Here is a 20,927-nt window from a genome sequence, read left to right as displayed (position 1 = left end):
GCCTGGCCGGCTTTCAGGAGGAACCATGGAAGCACCTACCCACCCATTTGCAGACCTTTTCAAACAGCTGGGCTTGCCTGACGATGCCTTGAGTATCGATCAATTCATCACCAGCCATTCACCGCTGCAAAACGAGATCAAGCTGGTGGATGCCCCGTTCTGGACCGACGCCCAGCGCAATTTCCTGAAGGAAAGCATCAATGAAGATGCCGATTGGGCGGTGCCCTTCGACCAACTCAACGAAGCGTTGCGTCGCCCCCGAAAATAAAGCGCCGAGCGGCACCTGACGAGTGATTGGCCGTTGCTATGCTCAGGAAAACAATAAGGGGATAGCGCGATGAAAGATCCCTACGCACCAGGCTTCTGGTGCTCCGTGACGATCCTGGGCACGCTGACGGCCAGTTACTTCTATGGCATCAGGCAGACGCAACAGATGAATCAGGCGGTGCAGTTTCTCTACGCCGCCGCCGCGGTCACCGTGGCGGTTGCGCTGGTGGCGCTGACCTGGATCGCCTGGCAGCACTTGCACCTGAACAAGCGCGAAGTGATTCAGGGGCGAACGTTGCTGACCATCTGGAACACCAAGGTGGCCCTACGCCGGGTCGAAACGGTGTTCGACCGCTATTTCTGGGGTAGCTACTGGCATTCCGGGCGTACCTTCGAAGAGGTCATGGGCGAGCTCAAGGGCACACCGCTTGAGCAGAGCCTGGATGCCCTCAAGCGCCAGTGCCGGGCGCTCGACCGCGAAATCCACGATCACCAACACCATTGGCTGGCCAACGCGCGGGACTTATCCAGTGTGGCGGCGGCCATGGCCCGTGAGCGCTACCAGCTCGACCTGGGCGAGCCCACCTGTACCGGCAACGGTACCACCGCAGTACTCAATCGCGACCTTGAAGTGTTGGTGTACACCTGGTCGGCGCGCCTGCGCAGCTTCGACCATCAACTGGACGAACTGGAGCGCGCCTACCATTGACGCGGTTCATTCGCCGCGGATGTACTGCTCCAGCTGCAAGATCAGGTTTGCCTGCTCGGCGATGGTTTCCTTTACCAGATCGCCGATCGACAGCAGGCCAAGCAACTCGCCGTTGCTGACCACCGGCAGGTGGCGCAAATGCAGGTTGGTCATCTGGTTCATGCAGTATTCCAGGTTGTGCTTGGGTTCGACCGTGATCACCGGGGCGCTCATGATCTCGCGCACCGGTGTTGCCGCTGACGAACGGCCCTTGAGCACCAGCTTGCGGGCGTAATCGCGTTCGCTGACGATGCCCACCACCTGGTTGTTCTCCACCACCGGCAGTGCGCCGATATTCTTCTCCGCGAGCAGCTTGAGGGCCTCCAGCACCGAGTCGTCAGGGCCGATGGTGTAAACGGTCTGGTGTTTCGACTTGGTTTTGAGAATTTGTTCGACGTTTTTCATACGGGCCTCTGCGGTGGAAAAAGCGATGTCTCCAAGTAAATAAAGCATCCGGCACGGCGCTCTGCACGGCAATGCAGGAAACGGCATGGAGGCGATTGAAAAACGTCATGGTTGAGCTGATTGCGTACTTCGCGCAGGAGCCAGGCCAGATTTAGTGTGCTGGGAACCTTCCTGGGGGCGGCAAAGTTCCCAATAATCTGTGACAATGAATGTCAAGTTGCCATCATCTAGACCTCGTTCGGCAAGGAGCCGCAATGCAAAGTATGTTTCGCCTTACAGCGCTAAGCTGCGCCTTCATGATCGCTGCCGGTTGCAGCAGCCAACAGAGGGAGAGTATTTCCAAGACTGTGAAAGACATTGGCAAGGACTACGGCCTGCCAGTGCTCTGTGGTGTCGGGGCCGTGGCCGGGGGGGCTGCCGGTTATGCCCTCAAAGGCAAGGACGGCATCTTGCCGGGCGCCGCAGCTGGCGGCGCCCTGGGTTGCGTCGTCGGTTATGTGTGGCAGTCCCGCCTGCAGGAGCTGGACCGCATCGCCAAGGAAGAAAACCTGAAGATCACCACCGAGCAGTTGACGGTCGCCTCGGCCGCCGTGGTAACGGCGGTGCCTGAACAGGCAGGCCTGGTGACTCAGATCGAGGACACCGGCATGTTCGCCACCGGTTCCGACAAACTGACTACCAGCGGCCAGCGGGCCGTGGCCAAGCTGGCGCAGATGTATGCCAAGCCTGCGGCCAGCGACAAGCAGGCTGCCGCCAAGGAGGCGCAAGCACGTCGCCTGCTGATCGTTGGCCACAGCGATGCGGTGGGTAATGCCGAGTTCAACCAGAAGCTGTCCGAGCGCCGCGCCAAGACGGTCGGCAAGGTCATGCTGCAGGCCGGCATCCCGGCCGGCGCGATCTACTACCAAGGGGCCGGGGCATCGCGCCCGATCGCCGACAACAGCGACCCGCTGCTGCGTGGCAAGAACCGCCGCGTGGAAATCGTCGAGCTGGCCAACGAACAGGCTCTGGTAATGCGTGCCCAGGCCGAAGCAAGCAACACCCGCTACCTGCACTACGGCACCTCGACCGCCGCCAAGCCCCGTCAGGCGGCCACCACGGCGCAAGCGAGCAGCAAGCCTGCGCCCACCAAAGCCACCACGGCGCAGCGTACGCCTGTCGCGACCAGCACCAGCACCAGCACTGCCAAGGCCGTTGCTGGCGCACGACCGCAAGTCGATTTCGCGGGTACGCCGGTTGCCAGCTACAACTGGACCATGGCCCAGAACATCAAGCCGAAACAGAGCGGTTTCACGCTGATCAGCAGCGCCTACGCGGCGCAGATGCCGATGTCCAGCTGCGAAGCCGACCGGCCACGCAATGCCGGTGAAGTGCTGAGCATGGCTAATGACCAGCCTTTGCAGCGGCGCGCCACCAAGGACTATCTGCCGGGCTACAACAACCGTGTCTGGGCCAACTTGGTCAACGGCCACCTGGTGACTGTGTCGCCGGTCTCGATCTTGCGCGAGAACGCCCGTGTCGATCGCCAGCCGATCCTTCAGCTGGTCGAAGACTACAAGCTGCCCACCCAGCACAAGACGCGGACAATGAACGCCGTGGCCAACACCTATGAAGGCGAAAGCGAAGTGCTGTACCGGGTCTTCGCCAGTGATGCCAAGGCCTCGATTTCCTGCATGGATATCGTGTTCAGCAAAGGCAACGCCGAAGTCAACGAAGGTGCCTTGTTCTATGCCGCCGGCAGTGACGCGTATGTCGCTTCCTACAAGCCGATCCCGGCCAAAAAATAAATCCCCGTCAAGGACGTCCTGAATGGAAGACTTTTCGCTTGCTGCACTCAAATCGCTGATTCTCGCCAATCAGTTGCTTTCCGCTGGCCTGCTTTCGCTGCTGATCACGGCGGTGATCGTGCGTAACTACTGGGAAGAGGTGTCCTACTTTCTGATCCGTGTCTGGCACAGCTTCCCCTTGATCGGCACGGTGGCGCGCTTGTCGCGCAAGCCAGCTTCGGTCGACGGTGACGGCTGGATCAACCACGAAGTCAACCTGGCGAACGTGTACAACAAAAAATTCAAGTTGTACGCCAAGGACGCGAACGCCTACAGCGCCTACCTCGATTACCTGTCCAAAGCGGGTGAGGCCGGGCGTTCTGCGCGCCCGTGGTGGGTATTGGCGGTAGTACTGATGTTGGTGGTGGTCGAGGCCATGGGCTTCGCTTATGTGGTCGCCGGCTGGGTGAACATGGATGCCTCCACCAACGACCGTCATTGGCTGACCGCTTTTGTGGCGATCCTGCTGGCTGTCGCCTCGGCGTTTCTTGCCGAAGCCGCCGGGCACGCGTTGCACCACAACAGCCTGGTCGCCCGCGCCCGCCACTGGTGGCAAGGTGAAGAGCCCTCCAAGCGCTCCCGCTCCCTGAAATCCAACAAAGCGATCAACCTGGAAGACTCGTTCGACGACTCGGACAAGCCTGACTACGAGCAGCTGCTGGCCCGCGTAAAGGATGTAAACGCCAACGTCACGCGCAAGTTCTTCTGGTTGATCACTTGTGGTGTGTTTGTGGTCGCCATGGCCATCGGCGCCTTCGTCATCCGTTCGGCCACCCTGGACAGCATCGAGACCGAAATGGTCAACGGCATGCGTGCCGAAGCGTCCTCGCAAAGCAGCACTGCAGGGTCGCCATTCGACCTGCCGGCAGAGTCCCAGGCCATCAACGATGAAGCCGATAACGCCACCATCGACGACAAGATGCAGGCGATCCGCAAGGCCAGCCTGACCACCTATGTGATGCTGTCGCTGATCTACGTGGCGATTCAAGGCATCAGCCTGTGGTTGGCGAGCCGCTACTTCTTCGCCGGTACGCACTCGCATACCGCCTGGCAGCGTACCCACAAGTACGCCACCTCCGAAGAGATGCTCGATGCAATGGATCAGCAGCGTTCGGCCATCGCCAGCCATGCCGATGACAAGCTGCGTCGCCTGCAGACCTTGTTGTCCAGCCGCGATCACACCGATGCCAACGTGCTGACTGCACTGGACGGGGAAAATACCGCCCGCCGCAACTTCCTGAGTTTCGTCGAGCACAAGGCAGACAAAATCTCGGAGAAGCCGGAAAAGCCAGTTCGGCCCGTTGAAGCCGTTGCGCCAGCGCCAGCTGCGGTCGCCGTAGCCGTCGCCGCAGCGCCGGTCGAGCCCCAGCCTGCCGTTGCCCCAGTTGCCCCAGTTGCCCCAGTTGCCCCAGCCGCCCCTGCTGCGGCAGTGGTCGAGCCGGCCGCTATCAAGGCGTCTGACTTCCACGATGTCACCGGCCTGCCGGAAGAAAGCCTGGCCGCCGCCAGCCGTGCGCTGAATGTCAGCGAGGCGCAACTGCGCGATATCCGCGAGCAACAGCAGGCGCTGAAGGCGCTTGGCCTGTTCCCGGCGAACAAGGAGGGCATGCTGTCATGAGGCTTGCCAAGGCCCTGATCCTTGCGCTGGCGCTGCCGTGTGCAGCGCTGGCCGCCGAACGCAACGACCTGCAGAGCTGCTACACGCGCAACGGCCTGGCCGATATCAAGCCAGCAGGGACCGGCCGCGAGCTGGTGGTGATCATCGATCAGACCATCCCGATGCCTGAAGACCTGCAGCGCAGCAGCTGGGGCCAGATCGACCGGTTCGTGCAGCCGGGCGATCGCGTCAGGCTGTATACCTTCTCGGCGTTCCTGCCGGGTGAGTATCAGCGCCTGGTGTATGCCGGCGAGCTGGACATGCCGTTGCAGGGCGAGGTGCGTGACGATGTGAACATGCGCAAACTGCGTGGCCTGGACCAGTGCCTGGCGACCCAGAAAAAAGCCTTTCAGGCAGGCTTTGGCGGCTTGTTCGTGAAAGGCCTGCGTGAAGCCCGCCAGGACATCCCCAAGAGCGAGATCATGAACACGCTGCGCCGCGTGGGTGAAGACATGGGCAAGGAGCAGGGTGTCCAGGAGCGGGTGGTGTACCTGATTTCGGACATGCTTGAGCATTCCGACTACACCAGCTTCTACGCCGCCAATCAGATCAAGCAGCTGGATGTCGCCAGCGAGCTCAAGCTTGCGCAAAGCAAGGGGCTGTATGCGGACCTGCAGGGTGCACGGGTGTATGTGTCTGGCGCAGGCCTGGTCACCGACGCGGTGAAGCATGCCTACCGTTCCGGCAAGACCATGGATGCGCTGAACAACTTCTGGGCGCAGTACCTGAATGCGTCCAACGCGACGCTGGAAGGCTTTGGTACACCGAGCCTGAGCACCGACCTTCGATAATCAGACACCGGGGCCGCGCTGCGGCCCCAGTGCGCTTGCTTACAGCTTCGGCATCTGCCCGATGCGCGCGACCATCTCGCTCACTACCTGCAGATCCAGCATGAACTGCTCCACGGTCTTGAACTCGTTGTCGTTATGCCCGGTGTACTTCACATCAGGCATGGCCAGGCCGAATTGCACGCCGTTGGGCAGGTCATGCACCGAGGTGGCACCCGCCGAGGTGCCGAACTCATGTTTCATGCCCAGGTTTTCGCTGGCCACGGCCAGCAGGGCCTTGACCCATTCGCCTTCCGGGTTGCGGAACATCGGCTCGTCGAGGCTGTAGTCGAACGCGACCGGGACATGGCTGGTGCTGGTCCATTTGCCCAGTCTGGCTACCAGTTCCTGCTTGATCGTGGCGACCGGCTTGCCTTTCGGGATGCGCAGGTTTACCGCCAGTTTCAGCCCCTTGTCATCCACGCCGACGAAGGTCAGCGAGGCGGTCAGCGGGCCCATGAACGCATCTTCGAAGCCTACGCCCAGCTTCTTGCCCAGGTAATCCAGGCCCCAGTTGTCGTTGGCATAGCGAGCGGCGTCGGTGAACTGGTTGTGCTTGAGCGGCACCTGTTGGCCCAGGCCATCGATGAACACCAGCATGCGCGCCACTGGGTTGACCCCCGATTCGGGCTCCGAAGAGTGGGCCGAGACGCCGGTGACGGTCAGCAGCACGTCCTTGCCGGCCACCTTGGCGTCGATCTTGAAGTCACCGCCATTGCCCTTCACGTACTCGGCACCGGCCTTGTTCAGGCTTGCGGCCAGTTCAGCCGGCTTGTCGCTGGCCAGGGTGGCTACCGAGGTGGTGGGGATCTGGTTGGTGGCCAGGCCGCCGGTGAGGTGGGTGATTTCAGCGCCCTGGCCGCTGGCGGCGCGTTTGTCGAAGCTGGCCATCACCGTGCCGTAGCCCTTCTCGGCAATTACCACCGGGTAGCCGCCATCGAGCGCCAGGTTGTAGTCGGGCGTCGGGTTGCGCTCGAAGTAGTAGGGGATGGCGTCCCCGCTGGTCTCTTCGGTGGTGTCCACCAGCAGTTTCAGCTGCCGGGCCAGGGGCAGCTTCTCGTCCTTGGCCACCTTCAGTGCATACAGCGCCACGACGATGCCGTTCTTGTCGTCTTCGGTGCCACGGCCGTACATGCGGTCACCTACCAGGGTCACCTTGAACGGGTCGAGGCGGGTGCCATCGTCCAGCTTCCAGTTGTCCGGGTTGACCGGCACCACATCGGCGTGGGCATGAATGCCGACCACTTCCTTGCCTTCGCCGAGGGTGATCTCGTAGACCCGGTTGTCGACATTGCGGAACGTCAGGCCAAAGCCTTCGGCCAGGGCTTTGATCTTGTCGGCGATCTTCAGGAATTGCGGGTTCTCGTGCTGCGGCACACCGTCGACGCTGAAGGTGGGGATGGCCACCAGTTCACGCAGGGTTTCGGTGGCGGCCTTGCCGTACTTGATGCGGGTATACAGGCCCAGCAGGCGGTTGATCTCGTTTTGCTGTTCGACGGCCAGGGGTTTGTTGGCCAGGTAGGCGCTCAGCGTTTCGCCGAGGTTGTCGGCCTTGGCCAGGTCGCTGCCGTTGAGCTTGCCGATGAACTGCTTGAAGTCGGCAGGGTCGGTGCCGTCGTAGGCCTTGATGATGGCCGCAGATTGTTGCTGGGAGAGGTTGGCCTGGGCCGGCACGCTGAACAGGCCGATACTGGCCAGCAGCAGTGAGGTTGCGGTGAGTTTTTTCAGGTGCATGGGTGCGCGCATTCCTTCGCGAATCGTTGTAGGGAGGTACCCGTTCGAAAAACGGGAAGGTGCCCACGCTAACACCAATGCTCTGCGGTACGGGAGTACCAGAAACGCGACATGTCGCACAAACGAAAAAGCCCCGGGAATAATCCCAGGGCTTTCGAAGATGGCGCACTCGGCGGGATTCGAACCCACGACCCCTGCCTTCGGAGGGCAGTACTCTATCCAGCTGAGCTACGAGTGCAACGCGCACGCATGATACCCATCTGATTCGGTTGCGTCCATCGCCTTGATCTGTGGCTGTTTTTCCCCGAGGTGATCCTGCCCCAGGCACCGCCCAGCCGCAAAAACCTCTATCCATATGCAATAACAGTATTTCCAAGCGGATTCTTATGCTGGCTACTATCTGGTCACAACTTGTTATAACAAGTCACTGACAGCGAAGAGACCCATGGCCGAACTGCTCCCCCTTTCCCCTGTTCCGCTCTACACCCAGCTCAAGGAGCTGCTGCGCGAGCGCATTCTTGACGGCACCTACCCGCCGCACAGCCGCATGCCCTCGGAGAGCGAGCTGGGCAAGGCGTTTGATGTCAGCCGTATCACCGTGCGCCAGGCGTTGGGCGACCTGCAGAAAGAGGGGCTGATCTTCAAGATCCACGGCAAGGGCACGTTCGTCGCCAAACCCAAGGCCTTCCAGAACGTCAGCACCCTGCAAGGCCTGGCCGAGTCCATGACGCAGATGGGCTACGAAGTGCTCAACCGACTGCGCAGCTTTCGTCATGTGCCCGCCAGTGCGCTGGTGGCCGCGCGGCTGCAGGTCGAGGAGGGCAGCCTGGTTACCGAGATCCACCGCGTGCGCCTGATCAACCGCGAGCCGGTCTCGCTGGAGCTGACCTGGCTGCCCAAGGCCGTCGGCGAGAAGCTTGAAAAAGCCGACCTGGTCACCCGCGACATCTTCCTGCTGCTGGAGAACGACTGCGGCATCGCGCTCGGCCACGCCGACCTGGCCATCGATGCGGTGTTGGCCGACAGCGACCTGACCCAGGCGCTGGAGGTGGAAGAGGGTTCGCCAATCATGCGCATCGAGCGCCTGACCCACACCGCCGACGGCGCCCCGCTGGACTTCGAACACCTCTATTACCGCGGCGATGCCTTCCAGTACCGCCTGCGCATCGACCGCCAGAAAGGGGGCAAGGCATGAGCATCCAGACCCAGGACTACGACATCGTCGTCATCGGCGGCGGCACCGCCGGCCCGATGGCCGCGATCAAGGCCAAGGAACAGGACAAAAGCCTGCGTGTGCTGTTGCTGGACAAAGCCAACGTCAAGCGCAGTGGCGCCATCAGCATGGGCATGGATGGCCTGAACAACGCGATCATTCCTGGCCATGCCACGCCTGAGCAGTACACCAAGGAAATCACCGTGGCCAACGACGGTATCGTCAACCAGGCCGCCGTGCATGCCTACGCCACTCACAGTTTCGAGACCCTCGAACAACTGGACCGCTGGGGCGTCAAGTTCGAGAAGGACGAGACCGGTGACTACGCGGTGAAGAAGGTCCACCACATGGGCGCCTACGTGCTGCCCATGCCCGAAGGCCACGACATCAAGAAGGTCTTGTACCGCCAGCTCAAGCGCGCTCGGGTTGAAATCAGCAACCGCATGGTCTGCACCCGCGTGCTGCTCGACGACGAGGGCGCTGCGGCCGGGGTGCTCGGCTTCGATTGCCGCACGGGTGAGTTCCGCGTGGTCCGCGCCAAAGCGGTCATCCTCGCCTGCGGTGCGGCCGGCCGCCTGGGCCTGCCTTCTTCTGGCTACCTGATGGGCACCTACGAGAACCCGACCAATGCCGGCGACGGTTATGCCATGGCCTACCACGCCGGTGCGGAGCTGGCGAACCTTGAGTGCTTCCAGATCAACCCGCTGATCAAGGACTACAACGGCCCGGCCTGCGCCTACGTCACTGGCCCGTTGGGCGGCTATACCGCCAACAGCAAGGGCGAGCGCTTCATCGAGTGCGACTACTGGAGCGGCCAGATGATGTGGGAGTTTCATCAGGAGCTGGAAGGCGGCAATGGCCCGGTGTTCCTCAAGCTCGACCACCTGGCCGAAGAAACCATCCAGAACATCGAGGAGATCCTGCACAGCAACGAACGCCCCAGCCGCGGCCAGTTCCATGCCGGGCGTGGCACCGACTACCGCCAGCACATGGTCGAGATGCACATCTCCGAGATCGGTTTCTGCTCGGGGCATTCGGCCTCGGGGGTGTGGGTCAACGAGAAGGCCGAAACCAGCGTCAAAGGCCTGTATGCCGCCGGTGACATGGCTGCAGTGCCGCACAACTACATGCTCGGTGCATTTACCTATGGCTGGTTCGCCGGCGTCAACGCCGCGCATTACGTGGCCGGGCGCGAGCTGGCCGAGGTCGACAGCGCCCAGGTCGAGCGTGAGCGTGCGCGGGTGTTCGCGCCGTTGCAGCGCGAGCACGGCCTGCCGCCGGCGCAGGTCGAGTACAAGCTGCGGCGCATGGTCAACGATTACCTGCAGCCGCCGAAGGTGACCAAGAAGATGGAGATCGGCCTGACGCGGTTTGCCGAGATCGAGCGCGACCTGCAACAGATGAAGGCCAGCAACCCCCACGAGCTGATGCGCGCGATGGAAGTCACGGTGATCCGCGACTGCGCCGAAATGGCCGCCCGCGCGTCGCTGTTCCGTGAAGAAAGCCGTTGGGGGCTGTACCACCACCGGGTCGACTTCCCCGAGCGCAATGATGGCGACTGGTTCTGCCATTGCCACCTCAAAAAAGGCGAGGACGGCGAAATGACCAGCTTCAAGAAAGCCGTCGAACCTTACCTGATTGCCCTGGATGCCGATGAGCAGACTGCCTACGACCGCCTGCGGGTCAAGGCCGGTACCCGCGAAGAGGTCGCCCTGGTTCGCGCGTGATCCCGCGCCCACAGGGCTGTAGAAACCACAAGAGAAGGGTGCCCAAGCAGGCCCCGAGGAAACCGTGACATGGCCTACCAGCCGCAAGAGATCTTCTTCCGCAGCAGCGCCCCGGTAACCATCGACGAAGACAAATGCATCGCCGAAAAGGGCTGCACCGTATGCGTCGAGGTCTGCCCCATGGACTTGCTGGCGATCAACCCGGCCACGCAAAAGGCCTACATGGCCTTCGACGAGTGCTGGTATTGCATGCCCTGCGAAAAGGACTGCCCCACCGGCGCCGTGAAGGTCGACATCCCTTACCTGCTGCGCTGACCCACAGGCCATCCGGCGAACCACCGGACGCCCCTCTGCAATGCCCCTCGTTTCCCACCACCAAGCCTGGTGGCGGAGACGATTGCAAAACCTATAACGATTCGAGGGGAAACACCCATGCGCCTTGTAGCAACCGTGGCCGGCCTCGCGCTGGCGCTTGCTGGCCTCAATGCCAGTGCTCAAACCATACGTATCGCCATCGGCACCCAGGACACCACCATCAACTGCGCCACCGGCGGGCTGTTGATCCGTGAGCTGGGCCTGCTGGACAAATACCTGCCGCATGACGGCAAGTACAAGGATGCCCATTACCAGGTCGAGTGGAAAAACTTCACCAGCGGCGCACCGCTGACCAACGAGATGGTTGCCGGCAAGCTGGACTTCGGCGCCATGGCCGACTTCCCGGGCTCGTTCAACGGCGTCGCGCACCTGGACGCCGGCAAGCGCAGCCTGTTCATCAGCGTGCTGTCGGGCAGTGTGCACGGCAGCGGCAACGGCATCGTCGTGCCGGCGGCGTCCGCCGTGCAGTCGCTGAGCGAGCTCAAGGGCAAGACCATTTCCGTGCCGTTCGCCTCCACCGCCCACGGCATGCTGTTGCGCGCTGTCGCGGCCCAGGGCTGGGACCCGCAGAAGGATGTGCGCATCATTGCCCAGGCGCCCGAGATTGCAGGCTCTGCCTTGCGCAGCAACCGCATTGAAGCACACGCCGATTTCGTCCCGTTTGCCGAACTGTTCCCCAACCGAGGCTTCGCCCGCAAGATCTACGATGGTGCCCAGGCCAACGCGCCCACGTTCCACGGTGCCCTGGTGGATGCCGACTACGCGAAAAAATACCCCGAAGTGGTCACCGCTTACCTGCGTGCCAGCCTCGAAGCCGACCGCCTGATCGCCGCCGAGCCCGAGAAGTACAGCGAGCTGATCGAGCGGGTCACCGGCATCGAAGCCGAGGTCAACTACCTGTTCCACGGCCCGCTCGGCCTGCAGACCCGCGACCTGACCTGGAAGCCGGAATACCGCAAGGCGGTGGCGACCTCCATCGAGACCCTCAAACTGCTGAAAAAGACCGACCGCGGCCTGGACACCGAGCAGTTCATCGACGACCAGTACATCCGTGCCGCCTTCAAGCAGGCGGGTGTGGATTATGACAAGGCGCTGAACAATTACGAGCCGCTGCCGCTCAAGGCGGTGGATGCGCTGAGCGGCAAACCGATCACCGACTTCAGCCGTCTGGCGCAGATCTGGGTACGGGGTGAAGGCAAGGTACGCCACTACGCCTCGCCCGAGGCTGCCCTCGCTGCCTTGGCCCAGCTGGAGCAGGAAGGCAAAGACATCCGCGCCATCTACGCCCAGGCCGCCGACAGTGGCATCAAGCTGTTGGCCAACCAGGCCTGGTTCGTGCGCAGCGCCAACGGCGAGCTGGCCGCCTTCCTGCTCAAGGACCAGGCCGAGCAGTACGCCAAGGCGCATGGCGGTGAAGCGCTGGACTTCGTCAGCGCCAACCAGAAGCTGGTCGCCCAGCGCTGACCCGGAGGCATCGTCATGACCCGCGACCTCAAACGCTGGCCCGTGCGCCTGGCCTCATTGCTGGCCTGCCTGTTGTTCTGGCAGGTGGCTGCCAGCGCCAAGCTCGACCTTGGGCTGTTCACCTTTACCTATGTGCCCACGCCCAGGGCGGTGCTGGATGCAGCCTTGCAGTTGTTCACCTCCAGTGCCTTGCTGGCGCACCTTTGCAGCAGCCTGTCGCGGGTATTTGCCGGCTATGGCGTGGCGGCCGTGTTGGGCGTGGCGCTGGGGCTGTTGATCGGCCGCTCGAAGTGGGCCGAAGACACCCTGTTGCCGCCCCTCGAAGTGCTGCGGCCGATCCCGGCGGTGGCGTGGATCCCGTTGGCGATCCTGATGTTCCCGTCGTCGGAGCTGTCGATGGTGTTCATTACGTTCACCGGGGCGCTGTTCCCGATTCTGCTCAACACCGTGCACGGTGCCGAGGCGGTCGACCCGCGCCTGGTGGCGTCGGCGCGTAGCCTGGGCGCCGGGCGCTGGGCGATTCTCGCCGAAGTGGTGCTGCCCAGTGCCCTGCCGGGCATCGTCACCGGCCTGGCCATCGGCATGGGCACGTCGTGGTTCTGCCTGGTCACCGCCGAGATGATCGCCGGGCAGTTCGGCATCGGCTATTACACCTGGGAGTCCTACACCTTGCAGAACTACCCGGACATCATCGTCGGCATGCTGCTGATCGGCGTGCTGGGCATGGGCAGCAGCGCCTTGGTCAAGTACCTCGGCAGCTGGGCAACCCCTTGGTATCACGTGCGGAGGGCGGCTTGATGAGCAGTTATCAACAGGTGCCAGAGCCTGGGCGTATCGAGGGGCAGGGGGTGTCGATCCGCCTGGGCCAGGGCAGCCAGGCTTTCGAGGCCGTACAGCGCCTGGACTTTAGCGTCGCTCCCGGCGAGTTCGTGTGCATTCTTGGCCCGTCTGGTTGCGGCAAGTCGACGCTGTTGGGCGCACTGGCCGGGCACCTGGTGCCCAGCAGCGGGCAACTGACGGTCGATGGCCTGGCGGTCGACGGGCCGTCGCCGCAACGCGGCATGGTGTTTCAGCACCATACCCTGCTGCCCTGGCGCAGCGTGCTCGACAACGTCGCCTTCGGCCTGAAGATGCAAGGCCTGGGCAAGGCCGAACGGCAACGCCAGGCCCGTGAGCTGTTGCAACTGGTAGGCCTGGCAGACTTTGCCGAGCGTTGGCCGAGCCAGCTGTCTGGTGGCATGCAACAGCGTGCCGAAATCGCCCGGGTGCTGATCAATCGCCCGCGCCTGCTGCTCATGGACGAGCCGTTCGGCGCGCTGGATGCGCAGACACGCTCACGGATGCAGGAGTTGCTGCTGGATATCTGGGCGCGCATCCGCACGACCGTGGTGTTCGTTACCCACGACATCGACGAAGCGCTGTTTCTCGCCGACCGCATTCTGGTGATGAGCCCACGCCCAGGGCGCTTTATCGAAGACCTGCGCCTGGGCTTCCCGCGGCCTCGCCAGGCCAGCTTGCTGACCAGCCCGGCCTTCACTCACCTCAAACGTCACTGCCTGGCCTTGCTGCGCCACGAGAAGGGCCGCGAACTGCCGCGCCTGACCCCGCTGGGCCTGCCAGACACCGACCACCCGCCGCTACGGATCGCGCTATGACTGAACGAACGACTGATAACCCCGACATCCTTGCCTTGCTGCCTCGCCTTGAGGCTGCTGACGCCGGCGTGCGGCGCATCGCGCTGATCGAGCTGGCCGACCTCGAAGACCCTGATGGCTTGCCGTGGCTCACCGACGCGCTGCTGGTGGATGCCGCCGACGAGGTGCGCAGCGAGGCTGCGAGCCTGCTCGAAGCCTGGGAAGAACCCGAGGTGGTGCAGGCACTGTGCGCCGCGCTGGCCGATGCGGCAGAGCCGGTACGCCTGGCGGCCGCGCAGAGCCTCAGCGAACTCAAGAGCCTGGAGGCCGGGCAACTGATTCTGCCGTGGGTCAACCACGCCGAGGCCTTCGTGCGCGCCAGCGCCCTGCGTGCCTTGCGTGAGCTGCGCCTGGAAGAGGCAGCAGCCCCGGCACTGCTGGCACTGGCGGATGATGACGCGGCCGTGCGGCGTGAGGCGGTGGGCATTCTTGGCTGGCTCAAGCACCAGCCGGCATTGCCGGCACTGGCTAAGCTCGCCGCAGCCGAGCCAGACACAGAGGTGCGCCGCGCCGCCATTGGCGCACTCGGCCTGGCACGCGACAGCGGGGTGCTGCCGGCGTTGGTGGCAGCGTTGAGCGATGCGGCCTGGCAAGTGCGCGAAGAAGCCGCGACCACCCTGGGCAAAGTGGGCCAGGACCAGGCTGGCCCGGCGCTGGTGGGCGCGCTTGCCGATGGCTTCTGGCAGGTGCGCTTGCGGGCGGCGCGTTCACTAGGGCGGCTGCGTTACGGCGCAGCGCTCGACGCGCTGGGTGAGCTGCTTGGCCATGGCATCGCCAACCTGCGCAAGGAGGCGGCACTGGCCCTGGGCGAGTTGGGCCAGGCGCGTGCCTTGCCGGTGTTGCAGGCTGCCGAGGCCGACAGCGACCCCGAAGTGCGCAAGGCGGTGCGCATTGCCCTGGCGCAATTGCGCGGTGCAGCCTGATGAACGCCCCAGGGGAGATCCGCAACCTGCGTGGGCCTGGGCAGTTGCTGGTGCAGTGGGCGGAGGGCGAGCACAGCATCAGCCATGCCCGCTTGCGCGGCGCCTGCCCGTGCTCTCAATGCCGTGCGGCGCGGTTGTTGGGGGGCATCGCCGTGGTTGCCGCCGATGTCCGCATCGAGCGGGTCGAGCCGCAAGGGTATGGGGTGCAACTGGTCTTCAGCGATGGGCATGAGCGGGGGATCTATCCGTGGGCGTATCTTCGCGAGCTCGGCACGCGCCCACAAACACCGCGCTAGCCATTCATAGCGCAATCAGTTCAGGCCGCAGCCCTTCGACCCGGCGCGCCGGTTGCGGCAGGTAACCACCGTCACCGGTGATCTGGTGCAGCACCTTTTCGCGCAGCCCATGCAATGCCACGCCCGTACGCAGCCGCGGGTGCGGCAGATCAATCTCGACCACCGACTTGATCCGCCCCGGCCGTGGTTCCAGCACCACCACCCGGTCAGCCAGGTACGTCGCCTCCTCGGCATCGTGCGTAACCAACAGGGTGGTGATGCCGGCGCGTTCACGGATGGCCAGCAGTTCATCCTGCAGTTGCTGGCGGGTCAGTGCATCGAGCGCACCGAAAGGCTCGTCGAGCAGCAGAATACGCGGGCTTGCCACCAACCCGCGGGCAATGGCGACGCGCTGGGCCATGCCACCGGAAAGCTGGTGTGGGTAAGCCGATTCGAACCCGCTGAGCCCGACCAGCAAAACGAACTCATGCACCCGCCTGGCGCGTTCGCCCTGGGTGAGCGACTCGTTGACCAGCCCCAGAGCGATGTTCTGCTCTACCGTCAGCCAAGGGAACAGGCGGTGTTCCTGAAACACGATGCCGCGCTCGCCACCGATGCCCCTGACCGGCTGCCCGTCGACGCGGATGTTGCCACTGTAGTCGGTGTCGAGCCCGACCAGCAGGCGCAGCAGGGTGGACTTGCCGCAGCCGGACGCACCCACGATGGCGATGAACTCGCCTTGGTTGATCGCCAGGTTGAAATCGCGGATGGCCTCGAACGGTTGGCCATCGACGCTGAAGACTTTACCGACCCCCTCGAAGCTGACCAGCGGCGGGGTGACGTCGGCCTGGTTGGCGGCGGGCAGGTGCGAGGTGTTGAAGGCGTTCATGCAGTTCTCCAGCGCGTGGCGCGCGATTCGAGGCGTTGTCCGAGGGTGCCGAGCAGGGCGCCGACCAGGCCGATCAAGACCATGGCAGCCATCACCTGGTCCATGCGAAACAGCTGTTGCGCACCGATCATCAGGCTGGCGATGCCGCCGTCTGAGGGCATGAAGTATTCCGCGCCGATGGTGCCCAGCCAGGCATAGATCAGCGACAGGCGCAGGCCGGCAAAAATCGCCGGTGCGGCGCCCGGCAGCACCAGCCGGTGCAGGCGTTGCAGCAGGCCCAGGCGCAAGGTGCGGGCCGCCTCACCCAGCTGTGGCGACAACCCGGCGATGCCACGCTGGGTAGCGATCAGCAGCGGGAAGAACGCAGCCAGGGCCACAAACACGGTCTTGGCGCCTTCGCCCAGGCCGAACCACGCCGTGAGCAGCGGCACCCAGGCGAACAGCGCCACCTGGCGCACGGCGGTCAGGCTTGGCCCGAACACGCGTTCGGCATGGTGTGAAAGCCCGAGCAGCACGCCCACCAGCAAGCCCGCGCCGCCGCCAAGGGCCAGGCCACTCAGGGTACGTTGCAGGCTCAGCAGCAACGCCTCTGTCAGCGTGCCGTCCGCCAGCCCGCTGAACAGGGTGCGCAGCACGCCCAGCGGCGAGGTGAGGATGTTCTGGTCGACCCAGCCAAGGCTGCTGCTGGCCTGCCACAGGGCCAGCAGCGCGGCCGGCAGCAGCAGGCTCTGCCAACCCTTGGGGATGGGGCCGCGCTGTTGCTCGCCGGTAGCGGGTTGCGGCCAGAACAACAGGCGTTTTTCCAGGCGCGAGAAGCCTTGCTCCATCAGCGCCCCGACCAGGCCGATGACCAGGATGCAGAGCAAAACCAGGTCGAGCATGAACAGTTGCCGGCCCCACACCATCAGGTAGCCGATGCCTTCGCTGGAGGCCAGTAGCTCCACGGCCAGCAACGACGTCCAGCCGGTGGCCAGGGCCAGGCGTACGCCAGTCAGAAAGGCGGGCAGGGCGGCGGGCAGCAGCAGGCGCAGGAACCACAAGTGGCGTGGCAGGCGCAGGGCCGCTGCGGCTTCACGCAGTTTGGGCTGGGCATCGCGCACGCCAACCAAGGTGTGCAGGGTGACAGGAACCACCACGGCTTTTACCAGCACCACCAACTTGAGCAACTCGCCGATGCCGAAGAACAGCATGAACAGCGGAATCCAGGCCAGGGTCGGGATTTGTGCCAGCGCCACGAAGGTGGGTAGCACCAGCGTCTGTGCCCGCCGCGACGACCCCAGCCAGGTGCCCAGCAGCAGCCCGCTGGCAATACCGACCGCCAACCCCCAGAACAGCCGCTGCAAACTTATCCACAGGTGCCCCCAAAGCTCCCCCGAACCAAACTCCACCGCGCTCTGCCACACCAGCGCCGGCGCCGGCAGTATCTGCTCGCTCATCCAGTGTTGCTGGCTGGCGACCCCCCACAACAGCGCGATCACCCCCGGCAATACCCACGAAAGGTATGCGCCCTTGTAGGAGCGGCCTTGCGTCGCGAAAGGGCTGCGCAGCGGCCCCCGACGCCGCCCCCGCCCCCAATTCAGAATTCCATTCATCGCCATCTCTCAAAGCGTTTTCACGTTATGCACTAATGGAATAAAAAATTAATCAGTGCGCATTTCAAGAGATAAGAGCACGCACGCCCCGCCTACGGAAGCCCCCTGCCGTTGCGTTTTCCTCATATTTTCCATGCATTCTCCGCAAGCCCCCTGCGGCCCCGCACACCGCTTGGTTTATGCCTTCTGGTTACTAAAAAATGAAGTTTTGATCTTTGTATGTTCTAACCAGTCCCGCCTAGCTTCTGCCCAAAGCGCCGGCCATCGTCGGTGGCAGCCTGCCAAGGAGCCTTGCCATGAACACCCCCATCCGCCACCTGATCACCGCCCTTGGGCTGGTCTTCACCCTCAACGCTCACGCGGTTGAATCGGCCAAGCCAGAGAGCATCCGCATCGCCGTCCCCGACCTGAGCGCAGGCAGCAAGCACAGTGCCGGCGGCGTGGTCGATGTGCTGCGTGACCAGCAACTGCTGGAGAAAGAGTTCGCCAAGGACGGCATCCGCATCGACTGGCACTTCTTCAAGGGCGCGGGCCCGGTGGTGAACGAGGCGTTGGCCAACGGCCAGGCCGACTTCGCCTACCTGGGCGACCTGGCTGCGATCGTCGGCAAGGCCAATGGCCTGGATACCCGCGTGCTGTCGGCCGGTGTGCGTGGGGTGAAAAGCTACCTGGGTGTGGTGCCGGGGTCTGGCATCAAGACCCTGCACGACCTCAAGGGCAAGCGTGTGGCGGTGTTCCGCGGTACCGCCAACCAGCTGTCGTTCGCCAGCGCGCTGGCCAGCCAGGGGTTGTCCGAGCGTGAGCTGAAGGTGATCAACCTGGACTTCAACGCCGCCAACGCCGCACTGGCCGCCAAGCAGATCGACGCCACCTGGGGCCTGTCCAACCTGCTTTCGCTGCGTGAACGCGGCTTGGTCGAACTGCCCGTCAGCTCGCGTGACCTGCAAGGCGCCGGCAGCACCCAGGCGGTACTGCTGGGTACCGGCGCGTTCATCCGCCAGCACCCCGACCTGGTGCAGCGCCTGGTCAATGCCCAGGAACAGGCCACCGAGTGGCTGCGCGACGAACACAACCGTGATGCCTACGTCGACCTGGTGGCGAATAACGCCAGCTGGCCGCGCAGCATCCTCAGCGACGACCTGGCCCAGGAAAGCCTCGCGCACTACTTCGACCCACGCCTGGACGCCGACTTCCTGGCCCAGCTGCAGCAGGGCGTCGACCTGGCTGCCAAGGAGCGCCTGATCCGCCGCGGCTTCCAGGTTGCCGACTGGGTCGAACCACGTTTTCTCGACGCCGCACTGCAACAGCAACAGGCCGTGCAGGCCGCCCGCTGACCTTCTGAACCGACAACAACCGTAAGGACCACGACCATGAGCAATGCCGCCCTGGCCACCGCGCCACTCGCCCTTGAACTCGACATTCACCCGGTTGCCGGCCGTATCGGCGCCGAGATCCGCGGGTTGAAGCTTTCTGCCGACCTGGATGCCGCCACTGTAGAGGCCATTCAGGTCGCGTTGGTCAAGCACAAGGTGATCTTCTTCCGTGGCCAGACGCACCTGGACGACCAGAGCCAGGAAGGCTTCGCCAAGCTGCTTGGCGAACCGATCGCGCACCCCACGGTGCCGGTGGTCGATGGCACCAGCTACCTGCTGCAGCTAGACGGTGCCGAGGGCCAGCGGGCCAATTCCTGGCACACCGACGTGACTTTCGTCGACGCCTACCCCAAGGCTTCGATCCTGCGCAGCGTGGTGTCGCCGACGTCCGGTGGCGATACCGTCTGGGCCAACACGGCGGCGGCGTACCAGGAGCTGCCCGAGCCGCTGCGCGAGCTGGCTGACAAGCTGTGGGCGGTGCACAGCAACGAATACGACTACGCGTCCATCAAGCCTGACGTCGACCCGGCCAAGCTTGAGCGCTATCGCAAGGTGTTCACCTCGACGGTGTACGAGACCGAGCACCCGGTGGTGCGCGTGCACCCGATCAGCGGTGAGCGGGCGCTGCAGCTGGGGCACTTCGTGAAACGCATCAAAGGGTATTCGCTGGCCGACTCACAGCACCTGTTCGCGGTACTGCAAGGGCATGTAACGCGTTTGGAAAATACCGTGCGCTGGCGCTGGCAAGCGGGGGATGTGGCGATTTGGGACAACCGCGCGACCCAGCATTATGCGGTGGATGACTACGGCACCCAGCCGCGGATCGTGCGGCGGGTGACCTTGGCGGGTGAGGTGCCGGTTGGGGTGGATGGGCAACTGAGCCGCACCACGCGTAAGGGGTGAGCCTGTTGGGGCCGCTTTGCGGCCCTTTCCGACCGCTCCGGCGCCCCGGCAAGGCCGCGCCTACAGGGGTATGCCGGTCATACCTCGGTATCACAGGCAATCAACTGCCTGACCAACCCCTGCGCCAACGGCGACAGCCCATACCCCACTCGGCTCACCACCCCATAGCGGGTATAGAACGCCTCTTCCTGCTCCGGCGCCAGGTCCGCAAGCTTCAGCGCCACCAGCCCCCCATCCCGCTGATACGGCCGCAGGTTGGCATTGCAGGCAATGCCGATGGTGTCCGAATGCATCACCACGTTGAGCAGCGCATAGCCATGTTCGCATTCCACCGAGGGCAGAAAGTCCTGTCGCCCACTGAGGTCGCTGAGGATCTTGCGAATGTTCGGCGGGCGCAAGGTGGTGGCCAGCGGGTACTCGAACAGGTCCCGCGCCTGCACGGCTGCACGAGTGGTCAGCGGGTGCCCGGCGCGGCAGCAGAAGTGCCAGCGCTGCGGCGTCAGCTTGTGCACGCGGTAATCCGGGTCTGACTCGAACTGGCGCGTGTCGGCGACAAAGAATTCGATCTCTTCGGCAATCAGCCGACGGTTCAGCGCCTGCCAGTTATCCACCTGAAAACACGTGCGCGCCGCCGGGTATTCAGCCACGAAACGCGCCACCGCCCGTGGCACCAAGCCCCCCGCCGGCGCGGGGCCGGAGCCGAAGCGCACCACACCGGTGGTGGCACCGTTGAACTGGTGGATCTCGTTGACCAGGTTGTGCGCCCCGTGCACCAGCCGGCGCGAATGTTCCAGCACCAGCAAGCCTTGGCGGGTGGGGGCCAGCTCTTTGCTGGCGCGGTCTACCAGGCGGCAGCCGATGTTGTGCTCAAGGGTCTGGATGCTGCGGCTGAAGGCCGATTGCGAGAGGTTAACCGCGGCCGCCGCAGCCACGAAGCTGCGGTGCTCGACCAGGGCAATGTAGTGGCGCAGCTGACGGAGATCGATATGCATTTTCTACATTAAAACCTTCGGTCAAATGCAATTGCTGACAAGG

The 20,927-nt window shown here is 63.8% G+C and carries 20 protein-coding genes and 1 tRNA gene; 15 read left to right on the top strand and 6 right to left on the bottom strand.

The genetic code is table 11. The features are described 5' to 3' along the window. Positions 1-25: 25 nt before the first annotated feature. Positions 26-268, top strand: a complete 243-nt coding sequence (locus tag NP534_RS04605) for a DUF2789 domain-containing protein (protein WP_274097925.1) — start codon at positions 26-28, stop codon at positions 266-268. Between the two features lie 69 nt (positions 269-337). Beyond that, positions 338-976: a hypothetical protein gene (locus NP534_RS04600; RefSeq protein ID WP_033703287.1), complete on the top strand. Its 639-nt coding sequence runs from the start codon at positions 338-340 to the stop codon at positions 974-976. A 6-nt stretch (positions 977-982) separates the two neighbouring features. Here NP534_RS04600 and NP534_RS04595 read toward each other — a convergent pair whose 3' ends face one another. Next, entirely contained in the window at positions 983-1,420 is a 438-nt protein-coding gene (locus NP534_RS04595) for a CBS domain-containing protein (protein ID WP_033703285.1), read from the bottom strand. Positions 1,421-1,674: 254 nt separating this feature from the next. Between NP534_RS04595 and NP534_RS04590 the strand changes: the two genes are divergently transcribed. Genes NP534_RS04590 through NP534_RS04580 form a run of 3 tightly spaced genes read left to right on the top strand, consistent with a single transcriptional unit; the run spans position 1,675 to position 5,694 of the window. Next, the gene (locus NP534_RS04590) at positions 1,675-3,207 is read left to right on the top strand and encodes an OmpA family protein (protein ID WP_274097924.1); all 1,533 of its coding nucleotides are present in this window, start codon (positions 1,675-1,677) and stop codon (positions 3,205-3,207) included. Between the two features lie 22 nt (positions 3,208-3,229). Further along, a complete protein-coding gene (locus NP534_RS04585; RefSeq protein ID WP_274097923.1) occupies positions 3,230-4,864 on the top strand; it encodes a hypothetical protein in 1,635 nt (544 codons plus the stop codon). Next, a complete protein-coding gene (locus NP534_RS04580) occupies positions 4,861-5,694 on the top strand; it encodes a hypothetical protein (protein ID WP_033703282.1) in 834 nt (277 codons plus the stop codon). The genes NP534_RS04585 and NP534_RS04580 overlap by 4 nt, the downstream gene beginning before the upstream one ends. 39 nt (positions 5,695-5,733) lie before the next feature. Here NP534_RS04580 and NP534_RS04575 read toward each other — a convergent pair whose 3' ends face one another. Both NP534_RS04575 and NP534_RS04570 read right to left on the bottom strand, forming a co-directional pair. Next, positions 5,734-7,464 carry a dipeptidase gene (locus NP534_RS04575; protein ID WP_274097922.1) on the bottom strand — a complete coding sequence of 577 codons (1,731 nt, stop codon included), beginning with the start codon at positions 7,462-7,464 and terminating at the stop codon, positions 5,734-5,736. A gap of 161 nt (positions 7,465-7,625) precedes the next feature. Then, positions 7,626-7,702, bottom strand: a tRNA-Arg gene (locus NP534_RS04570). 207 nt (positions 7,703-7,909) lie between these two features. Here NP534_RS04570 and NP534_RS04565 point away from each other — a divergent pair. From NP534_RS04565 to NP534_RS04530, 8 genes are all read left to right on the top strand, one after another. Next, complete coding sequence (locus tag NP534_RS04565) at positions 7,910-8,659, top strand: GntR family transcriptional regulator (RefSeq protein ID WP_274097921.1); 750 nt, start codon at positions 7,910-7,912, stop codon at positions 8,657-8,659. Next, positions 8,656-10,404: a fumarate reductase/succinate dehydrogenase flavoprotein subunit gene (locus tag NP534_RS04560; RefSeq protein WP_274097920.1), complete on the top strand. Its 1,749-nt coding sequence runs from the start codon at positions 8,656-8,658 to the stop codon at positions 10,402-10,404. Before NP534_RS04565 ends, NP534_RS04560 begins: the two co-directional genes overlap by 4 nt. Positions 10,405-10,473: 69 nt before the next feature. Beyond that, positions 10,474-10,719 (top strand): 4Fe-4S dicluster domain-containing protein, encoded by a 246-nt coding sequence (locus NP534_RS04555; protein WP_008096634.1) that lies wholly within the window; start codon positions 10,474-10,476, stop codon positions 10,717-10,719. A gap of 117 nt (positions 10,720-10,836) precedes the next feature. Further along, positions 10,837-12,243 (top strand): ABC transporter substrate-binding protein, encoded by a 1,407-nt coding sequence (locus NP534_RS04550; RefSeq protein ID WP_274097919.1) that lies wholly within the window; start codon positions 10,837-10,839, stop codon positions 12,241-12,243. 15 nt (positions 12,244-12,258) lie between these two features. After that, positions 12,259-13,041: an ABC transporter permease gene (locus tag NP534_RS04545; protein ID WP_274097918.1), complete on the top strand. Its 783-nt coding sequence runs from the start codon at positions 12,259-12,261 to the stop codon at positions 13,039-13,041. After that, entirely contained in the window at positions 13,041-13,898 is an 858-nt protein-coding gene (locus NP534_RS04540; protein ID WP_274097917.1) for an ABC transporter ATP-binding protein, read from the top strand. The genes NP534_RS04545 and NP534_RS04540 overlap by 1 nt, the downstream gene beginning before the upstream one ends. Then, positions 13,895-14,860 carry a HEAT repeat domain-containing protein gene (locus NP534_RS04535; protein WP_274097916.1) on the top strand — a complete coding sequence of 322 codons (966 nt, stop codon included), beginning with the start codon at positions 13,895-13,897 and terminating at the stop codon, positions 14,858-14,860. The genes NP534_RS04540 and NP534_RS04535 overlap by 4 nt, the downstream gene beginning before the upstream one ends. Beyond that, complete coding sequence (locus NP534_RS04530) at positions 14,860-15,156, top strand: DUF971 domain-containing protein (protein ID WP_274097915.1); 297 nt, start codon at positions 14,860-14,862, stop codon at positions 15,154-15,156. The genes NP534_RS04535 and NP534_RS04530 overlap by 1 nt, the downstream gene beginning before the upstream one ends. Before the next feature lie 4 nt (positions 15,157-15,160). Here the strand turns inward: NP534_RS04530 and NP534_RS04525 are convergent, their stop codons facing one another. Both NP534_RS04525 and NP534_RS04520 read right to left on the bottom strand, forming a co-directional pair. Continuing rightward, positions 15,161-16,024, bottom strand: coding sequence for an ABC transporter ATP-binding protein (locus NP534_RS04525; protein ID WP_274097914.1), 864 nt, complete (start codon positions 16,022-16,024; stop codon positions 15,161-15,163). Next, positions 16,021-17,616 carry an ABC transporter permease gene (locus NP534_RS04520; RefSeq protein WP_274097913.1) on the bottom strand — a complete coding sequence of 532 codons (1,596 nt, stop codon included), beginning with the start codon at positions 17,614-17,616 and terminating at the stop codon, positions 16,021-16,023. The genes NP534_RS04525 and NP534_RS04520 overlap by 4 nt, the downstream gene beginning before the upstream one ends. 296 nt (positions 17,617-17,912) lie before the next feature. Between NP534_RS04520 and NP534_RS04515 the strand changes: the two genes are divergently transcribed. Continuing rightward, positions 17,913-18,950, top strand: a complete 1,038-nt coding sequence (locus NP534_RS04515; protein ID WP_274097912.1) for an ABC transporter substrate-binding protein — start codon at positions 17,913-17,915, stop codon at positions 18,948-18,950. Positions 18,951-18,986: 36 nt separating this feature from the next. Continuing rightward, positions 18,987-19,892 carry a TauD/TfdA dioxygenase family protein gene (locus NP534_RS04510; RefSeq protein ID WP_274097911.1) on the top strand — a complete coding sequence of 302 codons (906 nt, stop codon included), beginning with the start codon at positions 18,987-18,989 and terminating at the stop codon, positions 19,890-19,892. Positions 19,893-19,969: 77 nt separating this feature from the next. On the opposite strand, the gene NP534_RS04505 is transcribed toward NP534_RS04510, so the two are convergent. Further along, positions 19,970-20,884 (bottom strand): LysR family transcriptional regulator, encoded by a 915-nt coding sequence (locus NP534_RS04505; RefSeq protein WP_274097910.1) that lies wholly within the window; start codon positions 20,882-20,884, stop codon positions 19,970-19,972. Positions 20,885-20,927: the final 43 nt, after the last annotated feature.

Source organism: Pseudomonas sp. 39004, from assembly GCF_028682155.1.
GTDB lineage: Bacteria > Pseudomonadota > Gammaproteobacteria > Pseudomonadales > Pseudomonadaceae > Aquipseudomonas > Aquipseudomonas capeferrum.
Note: the sequence above shows the minus strand (reverse complement) of the source record. Positions and strands in the feature narration are given on the sequence as shown.

What these genes read in the sequence shown, in the direction of transcription:
- NP534_RS04605 (WP_274097925.1), top strand. Translation starts at nt 26, where the DNA reads ATGGAAGCACCTACCCACCCATTTGCAGACCTTTTCAAACAGCTGGGC.
- NP534_RS04600 (WP_033703287.1), top strand. Translation starts at nt 338, where the DNA reads ATGAAAGATCCCTACGCACCAGGCTTCTGGTGCTCCGTGACGATCCTG.
- NP534_RS04595 (WP_033703285.1), bottom strand. Translation starts at nt 1,420, where the DNA reads ATGAAAAACGTCGAACAAATTCTCAAAACCAAGTCGAAACACCAGACC.
- NP534_RS04590 (WP_274097924.1), top strand. Translation starts at nt 1,675, where the DNA reads ATGCAAAGTATGTTTCGCCTTACAGCGCTAAGCTGCGCCTTCATGATC.
- NP534_RS04585 (WP_274097923.1), top strand. Translation starts at nt 3,230, where the DNA reads ATGGAAGACTTTTCGCTTGCTGCACTCAAATCGCTGATTCTCGCCAAT.
- NP534_RS04580 (WP_033703282.1), top strand. Translation starts at nt 4,861, where the DNA reads ATGAGGCTTGCCAAGGCCCTGATCCTTGCGCTGGCGCTGCCGTGTGCA.
- NP534_RS04575 (WP_274097922.1), bottom strand. Translation starts at nt 7,464, where the DNA reads ATGCACCTGAAAAAACTCACCGCAACCTCACTGCTGCTGGCCAGTATC.
- NP534_RS04565 (WP_274097921.1), top strand. Translation starts at nt 7,910, where the DNA reads ATGGCCGAACTGCTCCCCCTTTCCCCTGTTCCGCTCTACACCCAGCTC.
- NP534_RS04560 (WP_274097920.1), top strand. Translation starts at nt 8,656, where the DNA reads ATGAGCATCCAGACCCAGGACTACGACATCGTCGTCATCGGCGGCGGC.
- NP534_RS04555 (WP_008096634.1), top strand. Translation starts at nt 10,474, where the DNA reads ATGGCCTACCAGCCGCAAGAGATCTTCTTCCGCAGCAGCGCCCCGGTA.
- NP534_RS04550 (WP_274097919.1), top strand. Translation starts at nt 10,837, where the DNA reads ATGCGCCTTGTAGCAACCGTGGCCGGCCTCGCGCTGGCGCTTGCTGGC.
- NP534_RS04545 (WP_274097918.1), top strand. Translation starts at nt 12,259, where the DNA reads ATGACCCGCGACCTCAAACGCTGGCCCGTGCGCCTGGCCTCATTGCTG.
- NP534_RS04540 (WP_274097917.1), top strand. Translation starts at nt 13,041, where the DNA reads ATGAGCAGTTATCAACAGGTGCCAGAGCCTGGGCGTATCGAGGGGCAG.
- NP534_RS04535 (WP_274097916.1), top strand. Translation starts at nt 13,895, where the DNA reads ATGACTGAACGAACGACTGATAACCCCGACATCCTTGCCTTGCTGCCT.
- NP534_RS04530 (WP_274097915.1), top strand. Translation starts at nt 14,860, where the DNA reads ATGAACGCCCCAGGGGAGATCCGCAACCTGCGTGGGCCTGGGCAGTTG.
- NP534_RS04525 (WP_274097914.1), bottom strand. Translation starts at nt 16,024, where the DNA reads ATGAACGCCTTCAACACCTCGCACCTGCCCGCCGCCAACCAGGCCGAC.
- NP534_RS04520 (WP_274097913.1), bottom strand. Translation starts at nt 17,616, where the DNA reads ATGAATGGAATTCTGAATTGGGGGCGGGGGCGGCGTCGGGGGCCGCTG.
- NP534_RS04515 (WP_274097912.1), top strand. Translation starts at nt 17,913, where the DNA reads ATGAACACCCCCATCCGCCACCTGATCACCGCCCTTGGGCTGGTCTTC.
- NP534_RS04510 (WP_274097911.1), top strand. Translation starts at nt 18,987, where the DNA reads ATGAGCAATGCCGCCCTGGCCACCGCGCCACTCGCCCTTGAACTCGAC.
- NP534_RS04505 (WP_274097910.1), bottom strand. Translation starts at nt 20,884, where the DNA reads ATGCATATCGATCTCCGTCAGCTGCGCCACTACATTGCCCTGGTCGAG.